Here is an 18,118-nt window from a genome sequence, read left to right as displayed (position 1 = left end):
CCGAGGCCCTTGCCGCGTACGCCGTCGGCGCCACTGCCCGCGGCCGGGTCCGCGACGCCGCTTACCGTGTCTCCGACCCGAGGCCGAACGTCCAGCTCTGTCATGTAAAGGGACGTTAGACGGTGTGGTTTCCACATCCGGAGGACATAAGTCCGGATCGAAAATCCCGGAAGGACCTTGGAATCACGAGGTTGGGCGGGCTACGTGCGCCCCATTGAAAGGCCCACAGGCCCGCCGGTCGTTGTTTCGGCGGGCCTGGACGTTCACTTTCACCATGCGGAAACCGCAGGCATGGCCGAATTGTCGGGTTTTAAACTTTCCCATTCAATTTTCGGTCACGCCCACACGACGGACTGGATCTCGCTGTAGGCGTGCAATGCGTACGAGCCCACGTCCCGCCCGACCCCACTGCGCTTGAAGCCGCCGAACGGCGCCTCCATGTTCCGGCCGATCGTGTTCACCCCGACACCGCCCGCCCGCATCCGGCGCGCCACCCGGAAGGCCCGCGCGACGTCCCCGGACCACACGTAGTGCAGCAGGCCGAAGTCGCTGTCGTTGGCCAGCGCCACCGCCTCGTCCTCGTCCCCGTCGAAGGGGACCACCACGACGACCGGTCCGAAGATCTCCTCCCGGACCACGCGCATGTCGTTCGTACAGTCGACGAGCAGGGTGGGGGCCACGTAGAAGCCCTTTCCGGACGGACCCCTCCCGGACGGGCCCTTACCGGACGGCCCCGGGCCCACCACCGGGCGCTCGCCGCCGAAGGCGATCCGCGCGCCCTCCTTCCGGCCCAGCTCGATGTAGGACTCCACCCGGTCCCGGTGCGCCGCCGAGATCACCGGGCCGACCACCGTGCCGCGCTCCCCCGGATCGCCGACCTTCATGAACGCCAGATAGCCGGTCAGCTTCTCGATCAGCCGCTCGTAGATCCCGCGCTGCGCGATCACCCGGGTCGGGGCCGTACAGATCTGGCCGCTGTAGAAGGAGAAGGTCGTACCGATCCCCCGCACGGCCGCGTCGAGGTCCGCGTCGTCGAAGACGACCGCCGCACCCTTGCCGCCCAGCTCCATCAGCTGCCGCTTCATGCTCCGGCCGCAGACCTCCGCGATCCGCTGCCCGACGCCCGTCGAACCGGTGAACGAGACCATGTCCACGTCCGGGGAGTCCACGGCGGCCTCGCCGACCTCCACCGAGGCGCCGTTGACCACGTTCACCACCCCGGGCGGCGCTCCCGCCTCCTGCAGGGCCCGCGCCATCCGGAACACCGACAGCGGGTCCTGCGGAGCGGGCTTGACGACCACCGTGTTGCCCATGGCCAGCGCCGGGGCCACCTTGCCCGCCGGGTTGGCCCACGGGTTGTTGTACGAGGTGATGCAGGTGACCACGCCCACCGGCTGGCGGATCTCCAGTGCGCCCAGGACGCTGGCCGCGCCCATCGGCCCCGCTTCGGTGACCTGCGGGGGCAGCCCGCGCTCGACCGGTTCCAGCGCGCCCCGGGCGTACCGCCGGAAGCGGGCCACCCCGACGCCGACCTGCATGCCGCGCGCGATCCCGGTCGGCGCCCCCGTCTCGGCCTGGGCCAGCCGGGCCCACGGCTCGTACTCCCGCTCCATGATGTCCGCGGCCCGGTCCAAGATCGCCGCGCGCTCCTCGGGGCGGGTCCGCGACCAGGTCGCGAACGCGTCCCGGGCCGCGGCGGCGGCCTCGTGCACCTGCTGGCGCGAGGCCTCGGGCGCCAGGCCGACCACCGACTCGTCCGCCGGGTTGATCACCTCGTAGTGGCCGCCCGCGGGCTCCACCCACGCGCCGTCGATCAGCAACCGCTGCGGGCCGCCCGCCGGTTCGTCCGCAGCACTCATCGGGTGCTCACCGTCCTCGTGTCCCGGCCCGACCGGAGCACGATGCCCGGGATGGCTCCCGTCACCTCGTCGTCACGGATCGTCTCCACCCCGTTGACCCGGACGGACACGATCCCGATCGCCCGCGAGTCCAGCCGCGGGCTGTCGCCCGGCAGGTCGTGGACCAGCGTGGCGGGCCCGGCCTCGATCCGCTCCGGGTCGAAGAGCACCAGGTCCGCGTGCCAGCCCTCGGCGATGCGGCCCCGGTCGCGCAGCCCGAACAACTGGGCCGGCTCGTCCGTGAGCATCCGTACCGCCTGCTCCAGCGGCACGAGCTTGCGCCCGCGCAGACAGTCCCCGAGGAACCGGGTCGTGTAAGGGGCCCCGCACATCCGGTCCAGGTGCGCGCCCGCGTCCGAGCCGCCCAGCATCACGTCCTCGTGCTGCCAGGTCTCCTGGCGCAGCGCCCAGCTCGCCGGGTCGTTGTCGGTGGGCATCGGCCACAGGATGGTGCGCAGCTCGTCGTTGGCGCAGATCTCCACCAGACAGTGGAAGGGATCCAGGCCGCGCTCGGCGGCGATGTCGTTCACGACCCGGCCGGAGAGGCCCTCGTTCACCTCGCTGTACGTGTCCCCGATGACGTAGCGCCCGAAGTCCGCCAGCCGCCGGAAGACCCCGGCCTCCTTGCTGTCGGCGCGGCGCAGCATCGCGGTCCGTACGTCGGCGTCGCGGAGCCTCTCGATCCGCTCGGGCACGGGGAGGCCGAGGACCTCGCCCCAGCCGGGGATCAGGTTCAGGGCGCAGAAGGTGCCGAGGGACATGTTCATGGGGGTCAGGATCGGCATGGTGAGCGCGACGATCCGGCCGCCCGCCTTGCGGGCGCGCTCGCTCGGGATGAGCTGGCGCGGCACGCGTTCGGGGACGGCCGCGTCGATGGTGAGCACGTTCCAGTTCAGCGGGCGGCCGGCGGCGGCGCTCATCTCGACGAAGAGGTCGATCTCCTCGTCCGCGAACTGGTCGAGGCAGCCCGCGACGATCGCCTCCAGCTGGGTGCCCTCGTGCTCGCCGACCGCCCGGGAGAGCGCGAGGAGTTCGGCGGGCTTCGCGTGCCGGGAGGCGACGGGGGCGCCCGCGCCGTCGGAGTGGGTGGAGGACTGGGTGGTGGACAGGCCCCAGGCGCCGGCGTTCATCGCGTCGTGGAAGAGGTCGAGCATCTGCTGGAGCTGCGCTTCGGTGGGCTGGCCGCCGACCGCGTCCTCGCCCATGACGTGGCGGCGCAGGGCGCAGTGGCCGACCATGAAGCCCGCGTTGACGGCGATGCGGCCGTCGAGGGCGTCGAGGTACTCGCCGAAGGTGGACCAGGACCAGTCGACGCCCTCCTCCAGGGCCTTGAGGGCCATGCCCTCGACCTTGCTCATCATGCGGCGCGTGTAGTCGGCGTCCTCGGGGCGGTCGGGGTGGAGGGGGGCCAGGGTGAAGCCGCAGTTGCCGCCCGCGACGGTGGTGACGCCGTGGTTCATGGAGGGGGTGGCGTAGGGGTCCCAGAAGAGCTGGGCGTCGTAGTGGGTGTGCGGGTCGATGAACCCGGGGGTGAGGACGAGGCCGTGCGCGTCCTCGCTGGTCCTGGCCTCCTCGGTGACGTGGCCGGGCTCGGCGATGACGGCGATGCGGCCGTCCCTGAGGCCGACGTCGGCGGTGTAGGCGGGGGCGCCGGTGCCGTCCGCGACGGTCGCGCCCTTGATCAGATGGTCGAGCATGACGTCCCTTTCCTGGTCTGCGACCCGGCGCCCCGGCGGCTCCGGCCACCCTCAGCCCCGGCCCCGCCGGGCCCACCCCAGCCTCGCCGAGCGACCCCAGCCCCGCCGGCGTGTTGTGAGCACGTTCCAGTTCAGCGGGCGGCCGGCGGCGGCGCCCCGGCGGCTCCGGCGGCGGAGACCGGCCCTCGCGGGCCGCACCGGGCTCCGCCCGGCCCCGCGCCTCAACCGCCGGCGAGGCTGATTTCACCGTGCCGGAGGCCCCAACGCCGACGGGCCCGGCCGGAGGCCTGGTGGTGGGTCAGGCGGATTCGCGGAAGCGGGTGGTGCGGTGGATGGGGTCGGTGTCGATCTTCGGGATCACGTGCTCCCCGATCAGCTTCACCGTGTTCATCGTGTCCTCGTACGACACCCCCGTCGGCAGACCGAAGGACAGCTGGTCCGCCCCCGCCGACTCCCACCGCTTGCACTGCTGGAGGACCTCCGTCGGGTCCCCGCAGATCAGCAGCTCCTCGGCGATCAGCAGCTCGATGATCTCCGCGTTGTACTCGGGGAGGATCTCCGGCCACTCCGGGATCGCCTCGGGCCGCGGGAAGGTGTCGTGGTAGCGGAAGACCAGCGACTGGAAGCGGTTCATGTTGGCGTTGACCGCGATCTCCACGGCCTTGTCGTGGGTCTCGGCGCAGATCGCGGTCGAGGTCACCATGACGTTGTCGTTGACGAACGCGCCGATCGCCTTCGCCTCCTGGATGGCCGTCTTGTACTGGTCCAGGACCCACTGCATGTCCGAGACCTTCTGGACGCTGAAGCCCAGGACCCCGAGCCCCTTCTTCGCGGCCATCGCGTACGAGGAGGGCGAGCCCGCCGCGTACCACATGGCCGGGTGGGCCTTCCCGTACGGCTTGGGGAAGATCTTCCGCGGCGGCAGCGACCAGTGCTTGCCCTGGAACCCCTCGTACTCCTCCTGGAGGAACATCTTGGGGAATTCCGCGATGGTCTCCTCCCAGATCTCCTTCGTGCCGTTCATGTCCTCGATGCCGGGGAGGAAGCCGAGGATCTCGTGGCTGCCCGCGCCGCGGCCGGTGCCGAACTCGAAGCGGCCCTTGGACAGGTGGTCGAGCATGGCGACCTTCTCGGCCACCTTGACCGGGTGGTTGACCGGGGCGAGCGGGTTGAAGATGCCGGAGCCGAGGTGGATGCGTTCGGTGGCGTGGGCGAGGTACCCGAGGAAGACCTCGTTCGCCGAGAGGTGCGAGTACTCCTCCAGGAAGTGGTGCTCGGAGGCCCAGGCGTACTTGAAGCCGGACTTGTCCGCCTGGATGACGTACTCGGTTTCCTCGATCAGCGCCTTGTGCTCCGCCTCGGGGTCGACCTTGGAGCGCGCCTCAGGCACGTATCCCTGCACAAAGAGCCCGAATTCCAAGGGGTTCACCGTCCTTAAGTTTCTGACGTTGCGTCAGATTTGATGGGTTGACTGTTCCATCGCGCGCCGGACGCGTCAATACCTGACGCTCCATCAGATGACGCGTCAGAGAATGCTGACGCCCGCCATCCAGCCACCGTCCACGACGAACGGCTGGCCGGTGATGTACGAGGAGTCCTCGCTGGTCAGGAAGAGGGCGAGGCGCGCGATCTCGTCCGGGCGGCCCACCCGCCCCATCGGCACGACCCGCTTGTACAGCTCCGCCATCGCGTCCCGCGCCTCGTCCGTCATCCCCGCCGGATCGAGCAGCCCGGGGTTGGCCATGGGGGTGTCCACGGCTCCCGGGCACATCGCGTTGACGCGGATGTTCTTGGCCGCCAGTTCCAGCGCGGCCACCCGGGTCAGGCCGAGGATCGCCGCCTTGGTGGCGGCGTAGGCGCCGACGTACGCCATCCCCGTCAGACCGGTGTAGGAGGAGGTGTTGACGACGGTGCCGCCGCCCGCCGCCTCGATCTCGGGGGCGACCGCCTTGATCCCGAGGAAGGTGCCGATCTGGTTGACCTGGATGATCTGCTGGAACTCCTCCAGGGGGGTGCTCACCAGCTCGTTGAACCGCAGGATGCCCGCGTTGTTGACCAGTCCATTGATCTCGCCGAAGGTCTCCTTCGCGGCGGCGACGGCGGCCGCCCAGTCCTCCTCCCGGCTCACGTCCATCCGTACGTACCGGGCCCGGTCCTCGCCGATCTCCTTGGCGACCGCGGCGCCCTGCTCGTCCAGTACGTCGCCCAGCAGCACCTTCGCGCCCTCTTCGGCGAAGATCCGGGCCTCCTGCTCGCCCTGCCCGCGCGCCGCACCCGTGATGATGACGACGCGCCCGTCCAGCTTGCCCATGCCGATACCCCTTGCCGTTAGCCGTTCAGTCGTTGAGGAGCGGGGCCACCTCGGCCCCGAACGCGCTGATCTGGTCCACGAGTTCGGCCCGGTCGCGACTGCGGAAGCGCACCTGGATCTGGTCCATGCCGAGCGCCTTGTACTCCCGCAGGGACTCGGCGAGGACCTCCGCCTTGCCCGTGAGCGTGCGCCGCCCGGTGTCCCAGCCGGGCTCGCCGATGTACAGCGCCTCCGTGATCGCGCCCATCTCGATGGGGGCGCCCACCCCGGCGGCGGCGCGCAGTTCCCGGATACGGGCCACCTGGGCCGGGAGCCTGTCGCGCGGGTCGCCCTGCGGGAGCCAGCCGTCGCCGCGTACGGCCGCCCTGCGCACGGCGGCGGGCGAGGAGCCGCCGACCCACACCGGGATCCGCTCCTGGGCCGGGCGCGGCAGCTGCCCGAGGTCCTTGAACGCGAAGGTCTCCCCCTCGAACTCCGGGTACTCCTCGGGCCCGAGGGCCGCGCGCAGCGCGTCGATGGTCTCGTCGAGCAGCGGGCCGCGCCGGGCGAAGTCGACGCCGAGGACCTCGAACTCCTCCTGCACGTGCCCCGCCCCCACGCCGAGGATCAGCCGCCCGCCGGAGAGGTGGTCGAGGGTCGCGTACTGCTTGGCGCTGATCAGCGGGTGGCGCAGGCCGACGACCGCGACATGGCTGAGCAGCCGGACGCGCTCGGTGATCGCGGCCAGGAAGGACAGGGTGGCGACCGGGTCGTACCAGACGGTGCTCATCGGCCCGGCGAGCCTGCGCGGGATGGCCACGTGGTCGCACGAGGCCAGGTATCCGAAGCCCGCCCGGTCGGCGGCGCGGGCGACCTCGGCGAGATCGGCCGCGCCCGCCGACGCCTCCCAGGGCTCGGCGTAGATGGTGCTCTGCGACTGGACCGGGAGCTGCATCCCGTAGACCAGCCGACCTTCCGGAAACACACGCGCCATGCCGTGCCCGCCTCGCCTTCGTCGTGGCCGTCGCCATCACCATCGCCACGGGCTGACGTCCCGTCACATGACGACCAGGGCCCATGGTGGTAGCTGACGCATCGTCAGGCAAGGGGTGGGCCCAGGCGTTCGGGGCCCGACGGCTGGGCCGGAGCCAGGCAGGCGGTGGATCGCGCGTACCCGGTGGACGCCCAGCGCCCGAAGGACCGGCGGTTCGTCAGCGCGGAGGACCTCGACCACACCACCTTCACCTACGTGGTCAGCACCCCCTGCCTCCTTCGACCCGGTGCACCTTGCCGGTCACGGCGCTAGGGTGCGGCGCCTGAGCTGGTACGAGCAACGGCTGCCAGCACGGTACGAGCGCGGGAGAAGAGCGTGGAGCTGTTCCTGACCCTGGTCAGCGGGATCGCCTGGACCCTCGTCTACGCCGAGGCCATCCGGCTCGGGCTGCGGCAGCGGACGTACGCGATGCCGGTGGCCGCGCTCGCGCTGAACTTCGCGTGGGAGTCGACGTACGCCGTGAACGACGTCCTCGGCGGGGTGTCCGCGCAGGGCGTCGTCAACATCGTGTGGGCCCTGGCCGACCTGGTGATCGTCTCCACGTTCTTCCGCTTCGGGCGCGCCGAGCTGCCGGAGTTCGTCACCCGGCCGCTGTTCGCCGTCTGGGGGGTACTGGTCTTCGGCGGCGCCTTCGCCGTGCAGTGGCTCTTCCTCGCGCACTTCGGGGCGCACGACGCGAGCCGCTACTCGGCGTTCCTGCAGAACCTGCTGATGTCCGGGCTGTTCATCGCCCTGTTCGCGGACCGGGCGGGGACGCGCGGCCAGAGCCTGGTCATCGCCGTCGCGAAATGGCTCGGCACCCTGGCCCCGACCGTCCTGTTCGGGGTGATCGAGGACGCCCCGTTCATTCTGGGCCTGGGCATCCTGTGCGGGGTCTTCGACCTCGCCTACATCGCCCTGCTGCTCCACCACCGGACGCGGACGCGGACCGCCCCGCCAGGGGCCCCGGGCCTCACCCGCTGACCGCCCGGCGCACCTCGGCCAGGGTCGGGTTCACCAGGGCGTGCTCGGCGCCGTCGGCGCGGCGGACGCGGACCGTGGGGACGGTCTCGTTGCCCTGCGCGACACCGCGGACGTAGGCGGCCGCGCCGGGGTCGCGCCAGATGTTGACCGGGCGGTAACGGGTGCCGGTCAGACGGAGCTTGACCCACAGCTTCATGCAGTACACACACCCGGGCCGCCAGTAGACGGTGATCTCCGCACTCATGACGGCGACCCTACGGCGGCCCCGGGCCCCCGGTCACGGGGTCGCGGGGTCGCGGGGGAGCGCGGAAGCGGGGTCACTGGGGAGCCGGGAAGCGGACCCGGACCGTCAGGCCGCCGCCCGGGACCGGGTTGGCCTCGGCCGTCAGCTCCGCCCCGTGCGCCCGCGCGATCGAAGCGACGATCGACAGCCCCAGCCCCGCGCCCTCGCCCGGGGTGTGCCGTCGCTCAGCGCGCCGCCGGAACGGCTCCATCAGCCGCGCCACCTCGCCCGGCTCGATCACCGGCCCGGTGTTGGAGACGGTCAGAACGCCGTCCGCCCCCGCCTCCCCCGCCTCGACGGAGGTCCGCAGCACGATCCGGCCGCCCGGGCGGTTGTGGCGTACCGCGTTGGCCAGCAGATTGCGGACCAGGTGCCCGAGCAGTATTCCGTCGCCGGTCACCGGCAGCGGCTCCAGCGACCGCTCGACCGTCAGCCCCCGCGCCGCGCCGCCCGCCGGCTCCATGGCCCCCAGCTCCGTACCCGCCGACTCCGTACCCGACAGCTCCGTAGCCGCCAGCTCCGACGCCACCAGTTCGGCGAGGTCCACCGGCCGCGTGCTCCCCAGGCCCTCCTGAGACACGGCGAGCAGCAGCAGCGACTCGATGAGGTGCTCGCTGGAGTCCGCGACCCCGATCAGTTTGGTACGGATCCGGGCCAGCTTCTCCGGCCCCGGGTCCCCGGCCAGCCCGATCTCGGCCGCCGCCCGCTGGACGGCCAGCGGGGTGCGCAGCTCGTGCGCGGCGTTCGCCGCGAACCGCCGCTGGGCGCCGACCAGGTCCTCCATCCGGTCGAGCATCCCGTCGAAGGTGTCCGCGAGGCGCTTCAGCTCGCCGGGCGGCGCGTCCAGGGCGATCCGCTCGTGCAGGTTCTCGCCGGACAGCCGCCGGGCCGTCTCGCTGATCACCCCGACGGGGCGCAGCACCCGGCCCGCCATCCACCAGGCCAGCCAGATCGACAGTACGGCGAAGACCGCGAGCGCGATCAGGGATACGGTCAACAGTTCGTGCAGGGCCGCCTGTTCGGCGGCGGTACTGAGCGTGCGGGTGGCCTTGAACGTCGCCAGCTGTTCCGGGGACAGCAGGTCGTCGGGCAGCCGCTGGGCGGGAACGGGGAACTTCTCTCCCTCGGCGACGGACACGGTCCGGTTGACGGCCGGCGCGTAGGTGGAGACGGCCTGGTTGATGCTGCGGAAGAGGCCCCGGCGGACCAGTACGTTCAGCAGCGCGACCAGGCCCCCGCCCGCGAGCACCAGCAGCGCCCCGTACAGGGCGGTCAGCCGGGCCCGCTCGCTGCGCGGCACCAGTCGGCCCAGCGCGCGAGGGGCGCTCACCGGGCGATCCGGTATCCCGCGCCGGGCACCGTCTCGATCAGCGGCGGCTCCCCCAGCTTGGCCCGCAGCTTGCTGAGCGTGACCCGCACCGCGTTCGTGCTGTAGCTGGTGTCCTGCTCCCACACCTGCTCGATCAGGTCGTCGCTGCTGACCACCGCCCCCGCCGCCCGCAGCAGCGTCTCCAGCACCGCGAACTCCTTGCGGGACAGGGCGAGGCGGTGCCCGTCGCGGACGGCGGCGCGGGCCGCCGTGTCCAGGGCGATCCCGGCGGCCTCCAGTACGGGCGGCAGCGCGGGCCGGGCGCGGCGGCCCAGCGCCAGGACCCGGGCGAGCAGCTCGTCGTAGGCGAAGGGCTTGGTCAGGTAGTCGTCGGCCCCCAGGCCCAGTCCCGCCACCCGGTCGCGGACCGTGCCGGAGGCGGTGAGCATCAGGACCCGGGTGAGCAGCCGGTCGCGCACCACCTGGCGGCACACCTCGTCGCCGTGCAGCCCGGGCAGGTCGCGGTCGAGGACCAGGACGTCGTAGTCGCCGAGGCGCAGCCGCCGCAGGGCCTCCAGGCCGTCGCTCGCCTCGTCCACGGCCAGCGCGTCACGGCGCAGCCCCTCGGCGATCATCTCCCGGAGGAATTCCTCGTCCTCCACCACCAGAACTCGCATGCCGTCCTCTTTACCGGAGACCGGCATTTCCTCGTTGTAAGCGTCCTGCGTGAGAGAAGCGAAATCCCCGCTTGCCGCAGGCTCGGGCCCATGAACCGATCCCTCACCATGACCACGGCCGCGGTGTTCACCGGACTGGCCCTCTTCGCCACCGCCTGTTCCACCACGGGCGCGGGCTCGGACAAGAAGGAAGGCTCCGCGAACAGCTCGGCGAACGGCAGCGGGGCTGGCGGTGGCGGCGGCGGGGACAAGCAGAAGATCGCCGACGACGCCCTCAAGATGCGCCAGTGCCTGCGCGGGGAGGGCATAGACGCCCCGGACCCCAAGCCCGGCGAGGATCCGCGCGGCATGACCGTGGGGGGTGGCGCCGACCAGGAGAAGTTGCAGAAGGCCATGGAGAAGTGCGGGATGAAGGGCCCCGGCTCCGGCGGCGGCGCGCCGTCGCAGGAGGACGCGGACAAGGAACTGGCCTGGATCCAGTGCATGCGCAAGAACGGCGTGGACCTCAAGGACCCGGAGCCCGCCGTCAACGGCATGAAGAAGGCGACCGAGATCCCCAAGGGCCAGGAGAAGGCCTTCCAGGACGCCCTGCCGAAGTGCAACGCGGCCTCCTGACACCCGGACCGGAAGGAAAGCCGAAGGGAATCCGCCGATGCCGATGCCGATGAAGAAGCGAAACACCTGGCTGCTCGCCGCCCTGACCGCCGCGCTGGCCGTCTCCGGCGGCGGTTACGCCGTACTGGCCCAGCCCGCCGCGGACGGGAAGAAGGAGCAGCGCTCCGACGGGCTGCCGCCCGGCACCGCGCCGGTCACCCGTACCGATCTCAGCTCCGGCACGCGCGTCGAGGGCACCCTCGGCTACGCGAAGGAGCGCAAGCTGAACGCGGGCGGCCCCGGCGTCCTCACCTGGGTCGCGGCCGCGGGCTCGGCGGTCGAACGGGACGGGAAGCTGTACGAGATCGACGGCAAGCCGGTCCGCCTGATGTACGGGGCCACCCCCATGTACCGCGAGCTGAAGGAGGGCGACAAGGGCGACGACGTCAAGCAGCTCAAGCGCAACCTCCAGGCCCTCGGTCACGGAACCGGGCTCGACCCGGACGACGCGACCTTCACGGCGGGCACCACGACGGCGGTCAAGCGGTGGCAGAAGGCCCACAAGGTGAAGGAGACGGGCGAGGTCGCCAAGGCCGACGTCGCCTTCGCCTCCGGGCCGCAGCGGGTGCGCAAGAACGACGCGGCGGTCGGCGACGAGCCGGGACCGGGCAAGCCGGTGATCACCCTGACCGGCACCGAGCGCAGCGTCCGCTTCCAGCTGGAGGTGGCGAAGGCGGGCACGCTGAAGGTCGGCGACAAGGTGAGCGTCGCGCTGCCCGTCGGTGGTACGGCGACCGGGAAGATCGAGTCGGTGGACACCGCCGCCGACCCGGACGGCGGCGGTGCGGGTGGGTCCGGGGGCGGCGGGGGCGGGGGCGGCGGGGACAAGAAGCCCAAGGTCGAGGTGAGCATCGCCTTCGACGACCCCTCGAAGGTGCAGGGGCCCGACCAGTCCCCGGTGTACGTCAGCCTGACCGGCGAGGTCCGCAAGGGCGTGCTCTCCGTACCGGTCAACGCGCTGCTCGCGCTGAACGGCGGCGGGTTCGGCGTCCAGGTCGTCGAGAACGGCACGGTCCGGGAGGTCGGGGTCGAGCTGGGGATGTTCGGTCAGGGCCGGGTCGAGGTCAAGGGGGGCTCCCTCAAGGAGGGCATGAACGTAGGGGTCCCGAAGCTGTGAACACACACGCGCGCGCCGTCGTCGAACTGGCCGCGGTCACCAAGGAGTACCCGGGCGGGGTCGCGGCCCTGCGCGGGGTGGACCTGACGGTCATGGCGGGCGAACTCCTCGCCATCGTCGGACCGTCGGGCTCCGGCAAGTCCACGCTGCTGCACATCGTCGGCACCCTGGACCGGCCGACCGCGGGCACCGTCGCGATCGCCGGGTACGACATCGCGGCCCTCTCCGACCGCGCGCTGTCCGCGCTGCGCTCGCGCCACGTCGGCTTCGTCTTCCAGTCCTTCCACCTGGTACCGGGCATCAGCGCCCGGGCGAACGTCGCCGAGGGCCTGCTCTACTCCGGCCTCTCGCGGACCGAGCGGGGGCGCAGGGCGGCCGAGGCCCTGGAACGGGTGGGCCTCGGCGACCGGATGGACCACCGGCCGCACGAACTGTCCGGCGGCCAGAAGCAGCGCGTGGCGATCGCCCGCGCGGTGGCGGGCGAACCGGACCTGCTGCTCGCGGACGAGCCGACCGGGGCGCTGGACACGAAGTCCGGCGCGTCGGTGATGGAACTGCTGCACGAGCTGAACCGGGACGGGGCCACCATCGCCGTGATCACCCACGACAACGAGATCGCGGCGAGCCTGCCCCGGCAGGTCCGGCTGCGGGACGGCGAGATCGTGGCGGACGTGTGGAACCGGCAGACCGTGCCGCTGCCGGTGGCGCCTGCGGGTACGGAAGGAGCGGTGTGATGGGGCGCGCGGAGCGTACTGGAGGTGCTGGAGGTGCTGGAGGTGCTGGGCGTGCGCGCAGTGGTGGGCCTGCGGGACGTGCGGGAGGTGCGGGCAGTGGTGAGTTTGCGGGCGGGGGTGGACGTACCGGTTCCGCTGAGCAGCCGGAGGCGACCGGGCGGGGTCGGCGGGGAAGGCGGCGCGGGAAGCGTGCGGACGGGCGGGCGCGGCGGCTGACCCCGCCCCGGCTGAGCCCGCGCGACGTCCTGCACGTCGGCTCGGCGGGCCTGCGCTCGCGCCCCATGCGGGTGTTCCTCTCCGCGCTCGGCATCGCCATCGGTATCGCGACGATGATCGCGGTCGTCGGGATCTCCTCCTCCAGCCAGGCCAAGCTGCTCCAGGAGCTGGACAAGCTCGGCACGAACATGCTGGTGGCCACCCCCGGCCAGGGCATGTTCACCGGCCAGCAGACCCAACTGCCCAAGGAGGCCCCCGGCATGATCTCCCGCATCGGCGGAGTCCGGTCGGTCGGCACCACCGGGGACGTCCCGGAGGCCGTGCGCCGCAGCGAGAACATCGCCGAGGCGGAGACCGGCGGTATCGCCCTGAAGGCGGTCAAGGACGACCTCCTCGGCACACTGCGGGCCGACATGCGCAACGGCACCTGGCTGAACGCGGCCACCGGCCGCTACCCCTCGGTGGTGCTCGGCCACGTCTCCGCGCAGCGCCTCGGCATCACCGCGGCGGGCCAGCAAGTGTTCATCGGCGGGCGGTACTTCACGGTCATCGGCATCCTGGACCCGATCCCGCTGGCCCCCGAGATCGAGCGCTCCGCGCTGATCGGATGGGACGCGGCGGAGCGGCTCCTGGGCTTCGACGGGCACCCGACGGCGATCTACGAGCGTTCGGCGGACGACCGGGTCGCCGACGTCCGCGCGCTCATCGCGCAGACGGCGAACCCGCAGACCCCGAACGCGGTGTCGGTGACCGACCCGTCGGCGGCGCTCCAGGCGAAGGCGGCCACCGAGGGCGCGTTCAGCACCCTGCTGCTGGGGCTGGGCGGGATCGCCCTGCTGGTGGGCGGTGTCGGAGTGGCCAACACCATGATCATCTCGGTGCTGGAACGGCGCCACGAGATCGGGCTACGGCGCTCCCTGGGCGCGACCAAGGGCCAGATCCGGGTGCAGTTCGTGACGGAGTCCCTACTCCTGTCCGGGCTCGGTGGCCTGGCGGGCATCGCGCTCGGCGGGATCGCCACCCTGGTCTACGCCCGAGCGGGCGAACTGCCATGGGTGGTCCCCCTGTGGGCGGTCACCGGCGGCTTCGGCGCGACCCTGGCCATCGGCACGGTGGCGGGGCTCTACCCGGCGGTCCGCGCGGCCCGGCTGTCGCCGACGCTGGCCCTGCAAGCGGCGTAGGCGCTCGCCCGGCGGGGAGGCGCGGACCGTCGCGCGGCGGGGAGCGGGAGGTGCGCGGCGGGAAGCGGGAGGTGCGCGCCCATACGATCGGGGAGGGGTCGCGTCGTACATTGATCTGATGAGAACTCCACGGCAGGCAGCGCGAATTGTCGTACTCTCCCCCAGCGGATCGGTGTTCCTCTTCCGCGAGAACAACGTGGAAGTCGGGATCCACTGGCTGCCGCCCGGCGGCGGCATCGATCCCGGCGAGAGCCCGGAGGAATGCGTGCGGCGCGAGCTGCGCGAGGAGACGGGCTGGACCGACCTCGCCCCCCAGCGGCTGCTGTGCACCTGGGAGCACGACTTCACCCACCAGGGCATCCCGGTCCGCCAGCACGAGCACATCTACGTCACCACCGGACCGCAGCGCGATCCGGTGCCGGAGTACCCCGAGGCACACTGGCAGTGGCTGTCGCCCGAGGCCCTCGGGGCGCTCGGGGAACCGCTGTGGCCGCCCCTGCTGCCGGGGCTGCTGGCGGCGGGTTCCGCGACGGAGCCGGTGCACCTGGGGCTGGTGGACCGGGTCATCGGATGACCCGCCGGGGCCGGTAGCGCAGGGCGGAAGGCCCTGTTCCAGCGGAGGCGGCAGAGCACACCGCTCCCAAGAGCAGGGTCGTCACGACCGTACCAATCGCCTTGGCAGCGGCGGCCTTCCCCGTCGGAACAGGGCCGTCGCCGCCACGGCCTTGGCCGGCTACGACCCCGGAACGGACCGCGCGCAGGCCGCCAAGCCCACCCGGAACGCGCCCACACCGCCCCGGGCCGGGGCGGGGCGGGCGGCCCGGGGCGGCCCGGGGCGACAGCGGCGGCCCCGATCGGGGTTGCGAGGCCCGGCCGCGGGGCCGGGGACACGGGCGGCTGCGGAGGCGGCGACAACTGCGGAAGTGGCTGCGGCGGCTGCGTCGAATGACCACCTGCCTCCGGCTCCCCGGCCTGCTTACTCGCTCGCCACTCGCCGCCATCCGCTAGCCGGTGCTCGCCAGCTGCCGCCAGCCGTCAGCCGATGCCCGCCACCAGCATCGCCACGGAAAGACCCAGCGCACCGAACCCACCGATCGCACCGGCCGCCACGCCGCCTCGCCGGTCGGTCATCCGCCGCAGATGTATTCGCGCGGCCAGGATGAACGAAAGTCCGCCGACCACGAACCACGGCCCCCACAGATAGGTGTACCAACGGCTGACCGGCAGCAGATCCGGTGCGATCCCGACCACACCGCTCTGCACGAGCAGCCCCTGCACGAGGAACAGCCCCCCGTGCCAGACGAGCAGCACCCCCGCGCCCCAACCGGCCAGTTGCAGAAGGCGATCCACCCGCCGCCCCCAGCGGCGTATCAGGGCGAGGCCCAGGAACCCCCCGACGAGTTTCAGGAAACCCGTGACCCCCAGGACCACGATGAACCAGGTGACCCGGTCCCGCAGCAACTCGCCCAACGAGGGCGCGACCGTGGTGGCAACCCCGGCCGTGCCCCCCGCCAGCCAGTAGAAGCTCGGCAGAGCGAACGCGAAGCCCCACGCCGCCGCGGCATACCCCGGCCAACCGGCCCGGCCGGTGACCGAGGTCGTCGCGCTCACATACCCGTGCGTCGTCATACCCACCAACATCGCAGCGTCGCCAGCACCAAGGATCCCCCCGACGGGGGAGCCGACTCCCCCACGCGGGGGAGGGACCGCGGATGGATGGCCCGGGGAGCCCTGCGTAGCTGGGCAGCAGGGCAGCTGGGCAGCTCGGCAGCTGGGTGCGGGCCCCGGCCCCCAGGGGGCTCAGCGTTTGAGCGTGAAGGTGAAGTCGCCGGTGAGCTTGCCGCTCAGCCGGACTCCCGAAACGAGTCTCCCCTCCCTGAGTAGTCGCTCGACCTCGGCCCTCGGAAGACCGCACCCTTCGGCGATCAGTCGCACCGGCCGGACAGGGATCCGCGCCGCACAGCGGACCGCGACGTCGATCACCTCGCAATCCAGGTGATCCGATCCGCCGGTGTCGAGGCGCCAGGCGTTGTCCCAGTCGAGGGCGATGCGGTTACGGCGCTGTACGCCCGGATCCTGGAGCAGCTCAGCTGTCAGGCCAGGGTGGTTGCCGTGCAGCCGGTCCAGCAGCTCAGGCCGTATGGAGCGCACATTCACCCGCTCCAGGACCGTGAGCTTCGACGTTTCCCCGCAAGTGGTGCAGAGCACGAGGAGCCAGGCGTCGATGAGTTTGTGGTGTGCGTTGACGCGAAATTTACCGCTTGCCCGGAAGCGCTCGGACGCGCACGCGTGGCAGCGGCGGAGGACGAGAGGTAGGCAGGTGGGCACGACCGCCCAGGTTTTGAGCACAGAAGTACACCGGTTCCAGTGAGAAGTCCGCAGCAAAAAGGAGCACGGCGCAGATGCGCGACGCGCGACGATTCAGCACTCGGGAGGACTCACAGGGTGTACAACGGCATGTCCTTGACTAGACGGCTCGGTTCGGCAGCACTGTAAGGGCGCACCGCGGCGCTGTTCCACTGGTTTTCGCGCGCCTCATCGCCAGGTGCTGTCCGGCGGATCACGGACGAAGCCAGAGCCGGAGCCAGATCGCAGCGGCGGTGCCTGAGCCGGTGCGGGATGGTGTGCCTGATGCGACAGGGCCTGGGCCTGGGCCGTCTCTTTCGGTCGGGTTCGAGAAATCCCGCGTGGCCCGCGACGCTCCTTCCGCAACGTGCCCTAGGAGACTGCTGAAGATCTTGCTCGGGGCGCCCGAGTCACCCCGATTCACCGGTAAATGTCGATCGGGGCAACCTGGTGCAAGCCGGGCGCGTTTCCAAGATCTTCAGGACACTCCTAGGCGCTGGGGGCGGTCGACTTCGCGTACAGGATGCTCGCCCAGTCGCCGAAGACGGTGCTGGTCGACACGTCGTCCGTGTCGCCGCCGGTGAGGACGCCGATGATCTTTCCGTCGCGGCCGACCCAGGCGCTGCCGCTCGTGCCGCCGGGGAAGTCGGCGCAGTCGAAGCGCTGTTCGGTGTCGCTGTCGCGGATGGTGACGGCGGTGCAGGTGCGGGGCACCTTGCGGTCGGCGGGGTAGCCGGTGACGGTGACCTCCTCGGCCGCGCGGCCCGAGGTGTCCAGGGCTGCCGCGCCGGTGACGTCCTCGATCCGGCGGCCCGCCGCGTCGGGGGCGAGCCGGGCGAAGGCGAGGTCGAAGGCGTCGTCGTTGTCGTCCGACCAGCGCGGGTCCTCGAAAACCTTCTCGATCTTCCAGGTGCCGTACGGGGCAGTGCCGTTCGCGTATGCGGGTGCGAAGACCGCTCCCGCGTCGCCCTGTTCCCCGGCGACCAGGCAGTGGCCCGCCGTGACGATCATGTTGCGGCCCGCGCTGTGCACGACGGTCGCCGTGCAGAAGTGGTCACCGTCCAGGCCGCCCGTGAACAGGGCCCCCGCGATGGCCGTGGGCGTACCGGACCCGGATCCGCCGGGCCCGGGCGTGGCTCCGGGGGCGCTCGGCGACGGGGTGGCCAGCGGGGACTGGCGGGACTGCGGCACCCGCCCGGACGTCTGTCCGGACGGTTGCGACCGCGACGACGGGGTGGACGAGGGCCTCGCCGTGGGCGCGGCCTTCGCGTGCGCGGGCGGACGGGAGTCGGGCGTCGGCACCACCGCGGTCATGGCCGCCGAGGCGCCGAGCGCCGCCACCGAGCACAGCACCGCGGTCACCACGGTCCGCTTGTCCACCACAGCCGCCCCTCCCTCTTTGCTCTGGCGAAGCATGCCTTGACGCCAGGCGGACCGCAAGGGGCGCACTTCGGCTCCCAGCCTCTCACCCCCGCTTTCCCGTCATCCCGTCTTCCACACATAGGGGGATCGAGCAGCGGATCGAGCAGGGGGGCGGCCAGGGATCGAGCAGGGGGTCGGCCAGTGGATCTCGGTACGCGGCGAGGACCTCGCCCGCCCCGAGCTGCACTCGGCGCACGAGGGCGCCGACCGGCACCGATCGGAACCGGCCCGCACCGACCCGCAGCAGCCCGCCCGCACCAGCCCGCACCGACCCGCA

The 18,118-nt window shown here is 71.9% G+C and carries 17 protein-coding genes; 6 read left to right on the top strand and 11 right to left on the bottom strand.

Translation table 11 applies throughout. From position 1 onward, the window contains the following. Nucleotides 1–335 precede the first annotated feature (335 nt). From QMF80_RS11480 to QMF80_RS11460, 5 genes are all read right to left on the bottom strand, one after another. Complete coding sequence (locus QMF80_RS11480) at nucleotides 336–1,859, bottom strand: aldehyde dehydrogenase family protein (RefSeq protein ID WP_283452222.1); 1,524 nt, start codon at nucleotides 1,857–1,859, stop codon at nucleotides 336–338. Continuing rightward, nucleotides 1,856–3,595 (bottom strand): N-acyl-D-amino-acid deacylase family protein, encoded by a 1,740-nt coding sequence (locus QMF80_RS11475; RefSeq protein WP_283452221.1) that lies wholly within the window; start codon nucleotides 3,593–3,595, stop codon nucleotides 1,856–1,858. Before QMF80_RS11475 ends, QMF80_RS11480 begins: the two co-directional genes overlap by 4 nt. Nucleotides 3,596–3,893: 298 nt before the next feature. After that, nucleotides 3,894–5,015: an LLM class flavin-dependent oxidoreductase gene (locus QMF80_RS11470; protein ID WP_283452443.1), complete on the bottom strand. Its 1,122-nt coding sequence runs from the start codon at nucleotides 5,013–5,015 to the stop codon at nucleotides 3,894–3,896. Nucleotides 5,016–5,120: 105 nt separating this feature from the next. Beyond that, on the bottom strand, nucleotides 5,121–5,906 hold the full coding sequence (locus tag QMF80_RS11465) for an SDR family NAD(P)-dependent oxidoreductase (RefSeq protein ID WP_283452219.1): 786 nt from the start codon (nucleotides 5,904–5,906) through the stop codon (nucleotides 5,121–5,123). 25 nt (nucleotides 5,907–5,931) lie between these two features. Beyond that, nucleotides 5,932–6,879 (bottom strand): LLM class F420-dependent oxidoreductase, encoded by a 948-nt coding sequence (locus tag QMF80_RS11460; RefSeq protein WP_283452217.1) that lies wholly within the window; start codon nucleotides 6,877–6,879, stop codon nucleotides 5,932–5,934. A 375-nt stretch (nucleotides 6,880–7,254) separates the two neighbouring features. Between QMF80_RS11460 and QMF80_RS11455 the strand changes: the two genes are divergently transcribed. Beyond that, nucleotides 7,255–7,902 carry a transmembrane-type terpene cyclase gene (locus tag QMF80_RS11455; RefSeq protein WP_283452215.1) on the top strand — a complete coding sequence of 216 codons (648 nt, stop codon included), beginning with the start codon at nucleotides 7,255–7,257 and terminating at the stop codon, nucleotides 7,900–7,902. Here the strand turns inward: QMF80_RS11455 and QMF80_RS11450 are convergent. The 3 genes from QMF80_RS11450 to QMF80_RS11440 all read right to left on the bottom strand — a co-directional run bounded on the left by QMF80_RS11450 (nucleotide 7,892) and on the right by QMF80_RS11440 (nucleotide 10,171). Continuing rightward, nucleotides 7,892–8,146, bottom strand: coding sequence for a glutaredoxin domain-containing protein (locus tag QMF80_RS11450; RefSeq protein WP_283452213.1), 255 nt, complete (start codon nucleotides 8,144–8,146; stop codon nucleotides 7,892–7,894). The genes QMF80_RS11455 and QMF80_RS11450 overlap by 11 nt on opposite strands. Before the next feature lie 73 nt (nucleotides 8,147–8,219). After that, on the bottom strand, nucleotides 8,220–9,515 hold the full coding sequence (locus QMF80_RS11445) for a sensor histidine kinase (RefSeq protein WP_283452211.1): 1,296 nt from the start codon (nucleotides 9,513–9,515) through the stop codon (nucleotides 8,220–8,222). Next, nucleotides 9,512–10,171: a response regulator transcription factor gene (locus tag QMF80_RS11440; protein ID WP_283452209.1), complete on the bottom strand. Its 660-nt coding sequence runs from the start codon at nucleotides 10,169–10,171 to the stop codon at nucleotides 9,512–9,514. Before QMF80_RS11440 ends, QMF80_RS11445 begins: the two co-directional genes overlap by 4 nt. Nucleotides 10,172–10,261: 90 nt before the next feature. Here QMF80_RS11440 and QMF80_RS11435 point away from each other — a divergent pair, with 90 nt between their 5' ends. The 5 genes from QMF80_RS11435 (at nucleotide 10,262) to QMF80_RS11415 (ending at nucleotide 14,647) form a co-directional block, all read left to right on the top strand. Continuing rightward, nucleotides 10,262–10,786, top strand: a complete 525-nt coding sequence (locus QMF80_RS11435) for a hypothetical protein (protein WP_283452208.1) — start codon at nucleotides 10,262–10,264, stop codon at nucleotides 10,784–10,786. 49 nt (nucleotides 10,787–10,835) lie between these two features. Then, nucleotides 10,836–11,942, top strand: coding sequence for a peptidoglycan-binding protein (locus tag QMF80_RS11430; RefSeq protein WP_283452207.1), 1,107 nt, complete (start codon nucleotides 10,836–10,838; stop codon nucleotides 11,940–11,942). Beyond that, nucleotides 11,939–12,676 carry an ABC transporter ATP-binding protein gene (locus QMF80_RS11425; protein WP_283452206.1) on the top strand — a complete coding sequence of 246 codons (738 nt, stop codon included), beginning with the start codon at nucleotides 11,939–11,941 and terminating at the stop codon, nucleotides 12,674–12,676. Before QMF80_RS11430 ends, QMF80_RS11425 begins: the two co-directional genes overlap by 4 nt. Before the next feature lie 281 nt (nucleotides 12,677–12,957). After that, nucleotides 12,958–14,073, top strand: a complete 1,116-nt coding sequence (locus QMF80_RS11420; protein WP_349372200.1) for an ABC transporter permease — start codon at nucleotides 12,958–12,960, stop codon at nucleotides 14,071–14,073. 118 nt (nucleotides 14,074–14,191) lie between these two features. Continuing rightward, entirely contained in the window at nucleotides 14,192–14,647 is a 456-nt protein-coding gene (locus QMF80_RS11415) for an NUDIX domain-containing protein (RefSeq protein ID WP_283452205.1), read from the top strand. 461 nt (nucleotides 14,648–15,108) lie between these two features. On the opposite strand, the gene QMF80_RS11410 is transcribed toward QMF80_RS11415, so the two are convergent. The 3 genes from QMF80_RS11410 to QMF80_RS11400 form a co-directional block, all read right to left on the bottom strand. Further along, nucleotides 15,109–15,702 carry a DUF3995 domain-containing protein gene (locus tag QMF80_RS11410; protein WP_283452204.1) on the bottom strand — a complete coding sequence of 198 codons (594 nt, stop codon included), beginning with the start codon at nucleotides 15,700–15,702 and terminating at the stop codon, nucleotides 15,109–15,111. 171 nt (nucleotides 15,703–15,873) lie between these two features. After that, entirely contained in the window at nucleotides 15,874–16,422 is a 549-nt protein-coding gene (locus tag QMF80_RS11405; protein WP_283452203.1) for a DUF1062 domain-containing protein, read from the bottom strand. A gap of 486 nt (nucleotides 16,423–16,908) precedes the next feature. Continuing rightward, nucleotides 16,909–17,799 (bottom strand): trypsin-like serine peptidase, encoded by an 891-nt coding sequence (locus tag QMF80_RS11400; protein WP_283452202.1) that lies wholly within the window; start codon nucleotides 17,797–17,799, stop codon nucleotides 16,909–16,911. Nucleotides 17,800–18,118 lie beyond the last annotated feature (319 nt).

It is taken from the genome of Streptomyces sp. G-G2 (genome assembly GCF_030063135.1).
Taxonomy (GTDB): Bacteria; Actinomycetota; Actinomycetes; order Streptomycetales; family Streptomycetaceae; genus Streptomyces.
This window is presented reverse-complemented; position numbering and strand designations above follow the sequence as displayed.

Bases quoted from the DNA above. Each gene is read 5' to 3' on its own strand.
- QMF80_RS11480 (WP_283452222.1), bottom strand. From the start codon at position 1,859: ATGAGTGCTGCGGACGAACCGGCGGGCGGCCCGCAGCGGTTGCTGATC.
- QMF80_RS11475 (WP_283452221.1), bottom strand. From the start codon at position 3,595: ATGCTCGACCATCTGATCAAGGGCGCGACCGTCGCGGACGGCACCGGC.
- QMF80_RS11465 (WP_283452219.1), bottom strand. From the start codon at position 5,906: ATGGGCAAGCTGGACGGGCGCGTCGTCATCATCACGGGTGCGGCGCGC.
- QMF80_RS11460 (WP_283452217.1), bottom strand. From the start codon at position 6,879: ATGGCGCGTGTGTTTCCGGAAGGTCGGCTGGTCTACGGGATGCAGCTC.
- QMF80_RS11450 (WP_283452213.1), bottom strand. From the start codon at position 8,146: ATGAGTGCGGAGATCACCGTCTACTGGCGGCCCGGGTGTGTGTACTGC.
- QMF80_RS11440 (WP_283452209.1), bottom strand. From the start codon at position 10,171: ATGCGAGTTCTGGTGGTGGAGGACGAGGAATTCCTCCGGGAGATGATC.
- QMF80_RS11435 (WP_283452208.1), top strand. From the start codon at position 10,262: ATGAACCGATCCCTCACCATGACCACGGCCGCGGTGTTCACCGGACTG.
- QMF80_RS11430 (WP_283452207.1), top strand. From the start codon at position 10,836: ATGAAGAAGCGAAACACCTGGCTGCTCGCCGCCCTGACCGCCGCGCTG.
- QMF80_RS11420 (WP_349372200.1), top strand. From the start codon at position 12,958: ATGCGGGTGTTCCTCTCCGCGCTCGGCATCGCCATCGGTATCGCGACG.
- QMF80_RS11415 (WP_283452205.1), top strand. From the start codon at position 14,192: ATGAGAACTCCACGGCAGGCAGCGCGAATTGTCGTACTCTCCCCCAGC.
- QMF80_RS11410 (WP_283452204.1), bottom strand. From the start codon at position 15,702: ATGACGACGCACGGGTATGTGAGCGCGACGACCTCGGTCACCGGCCGG.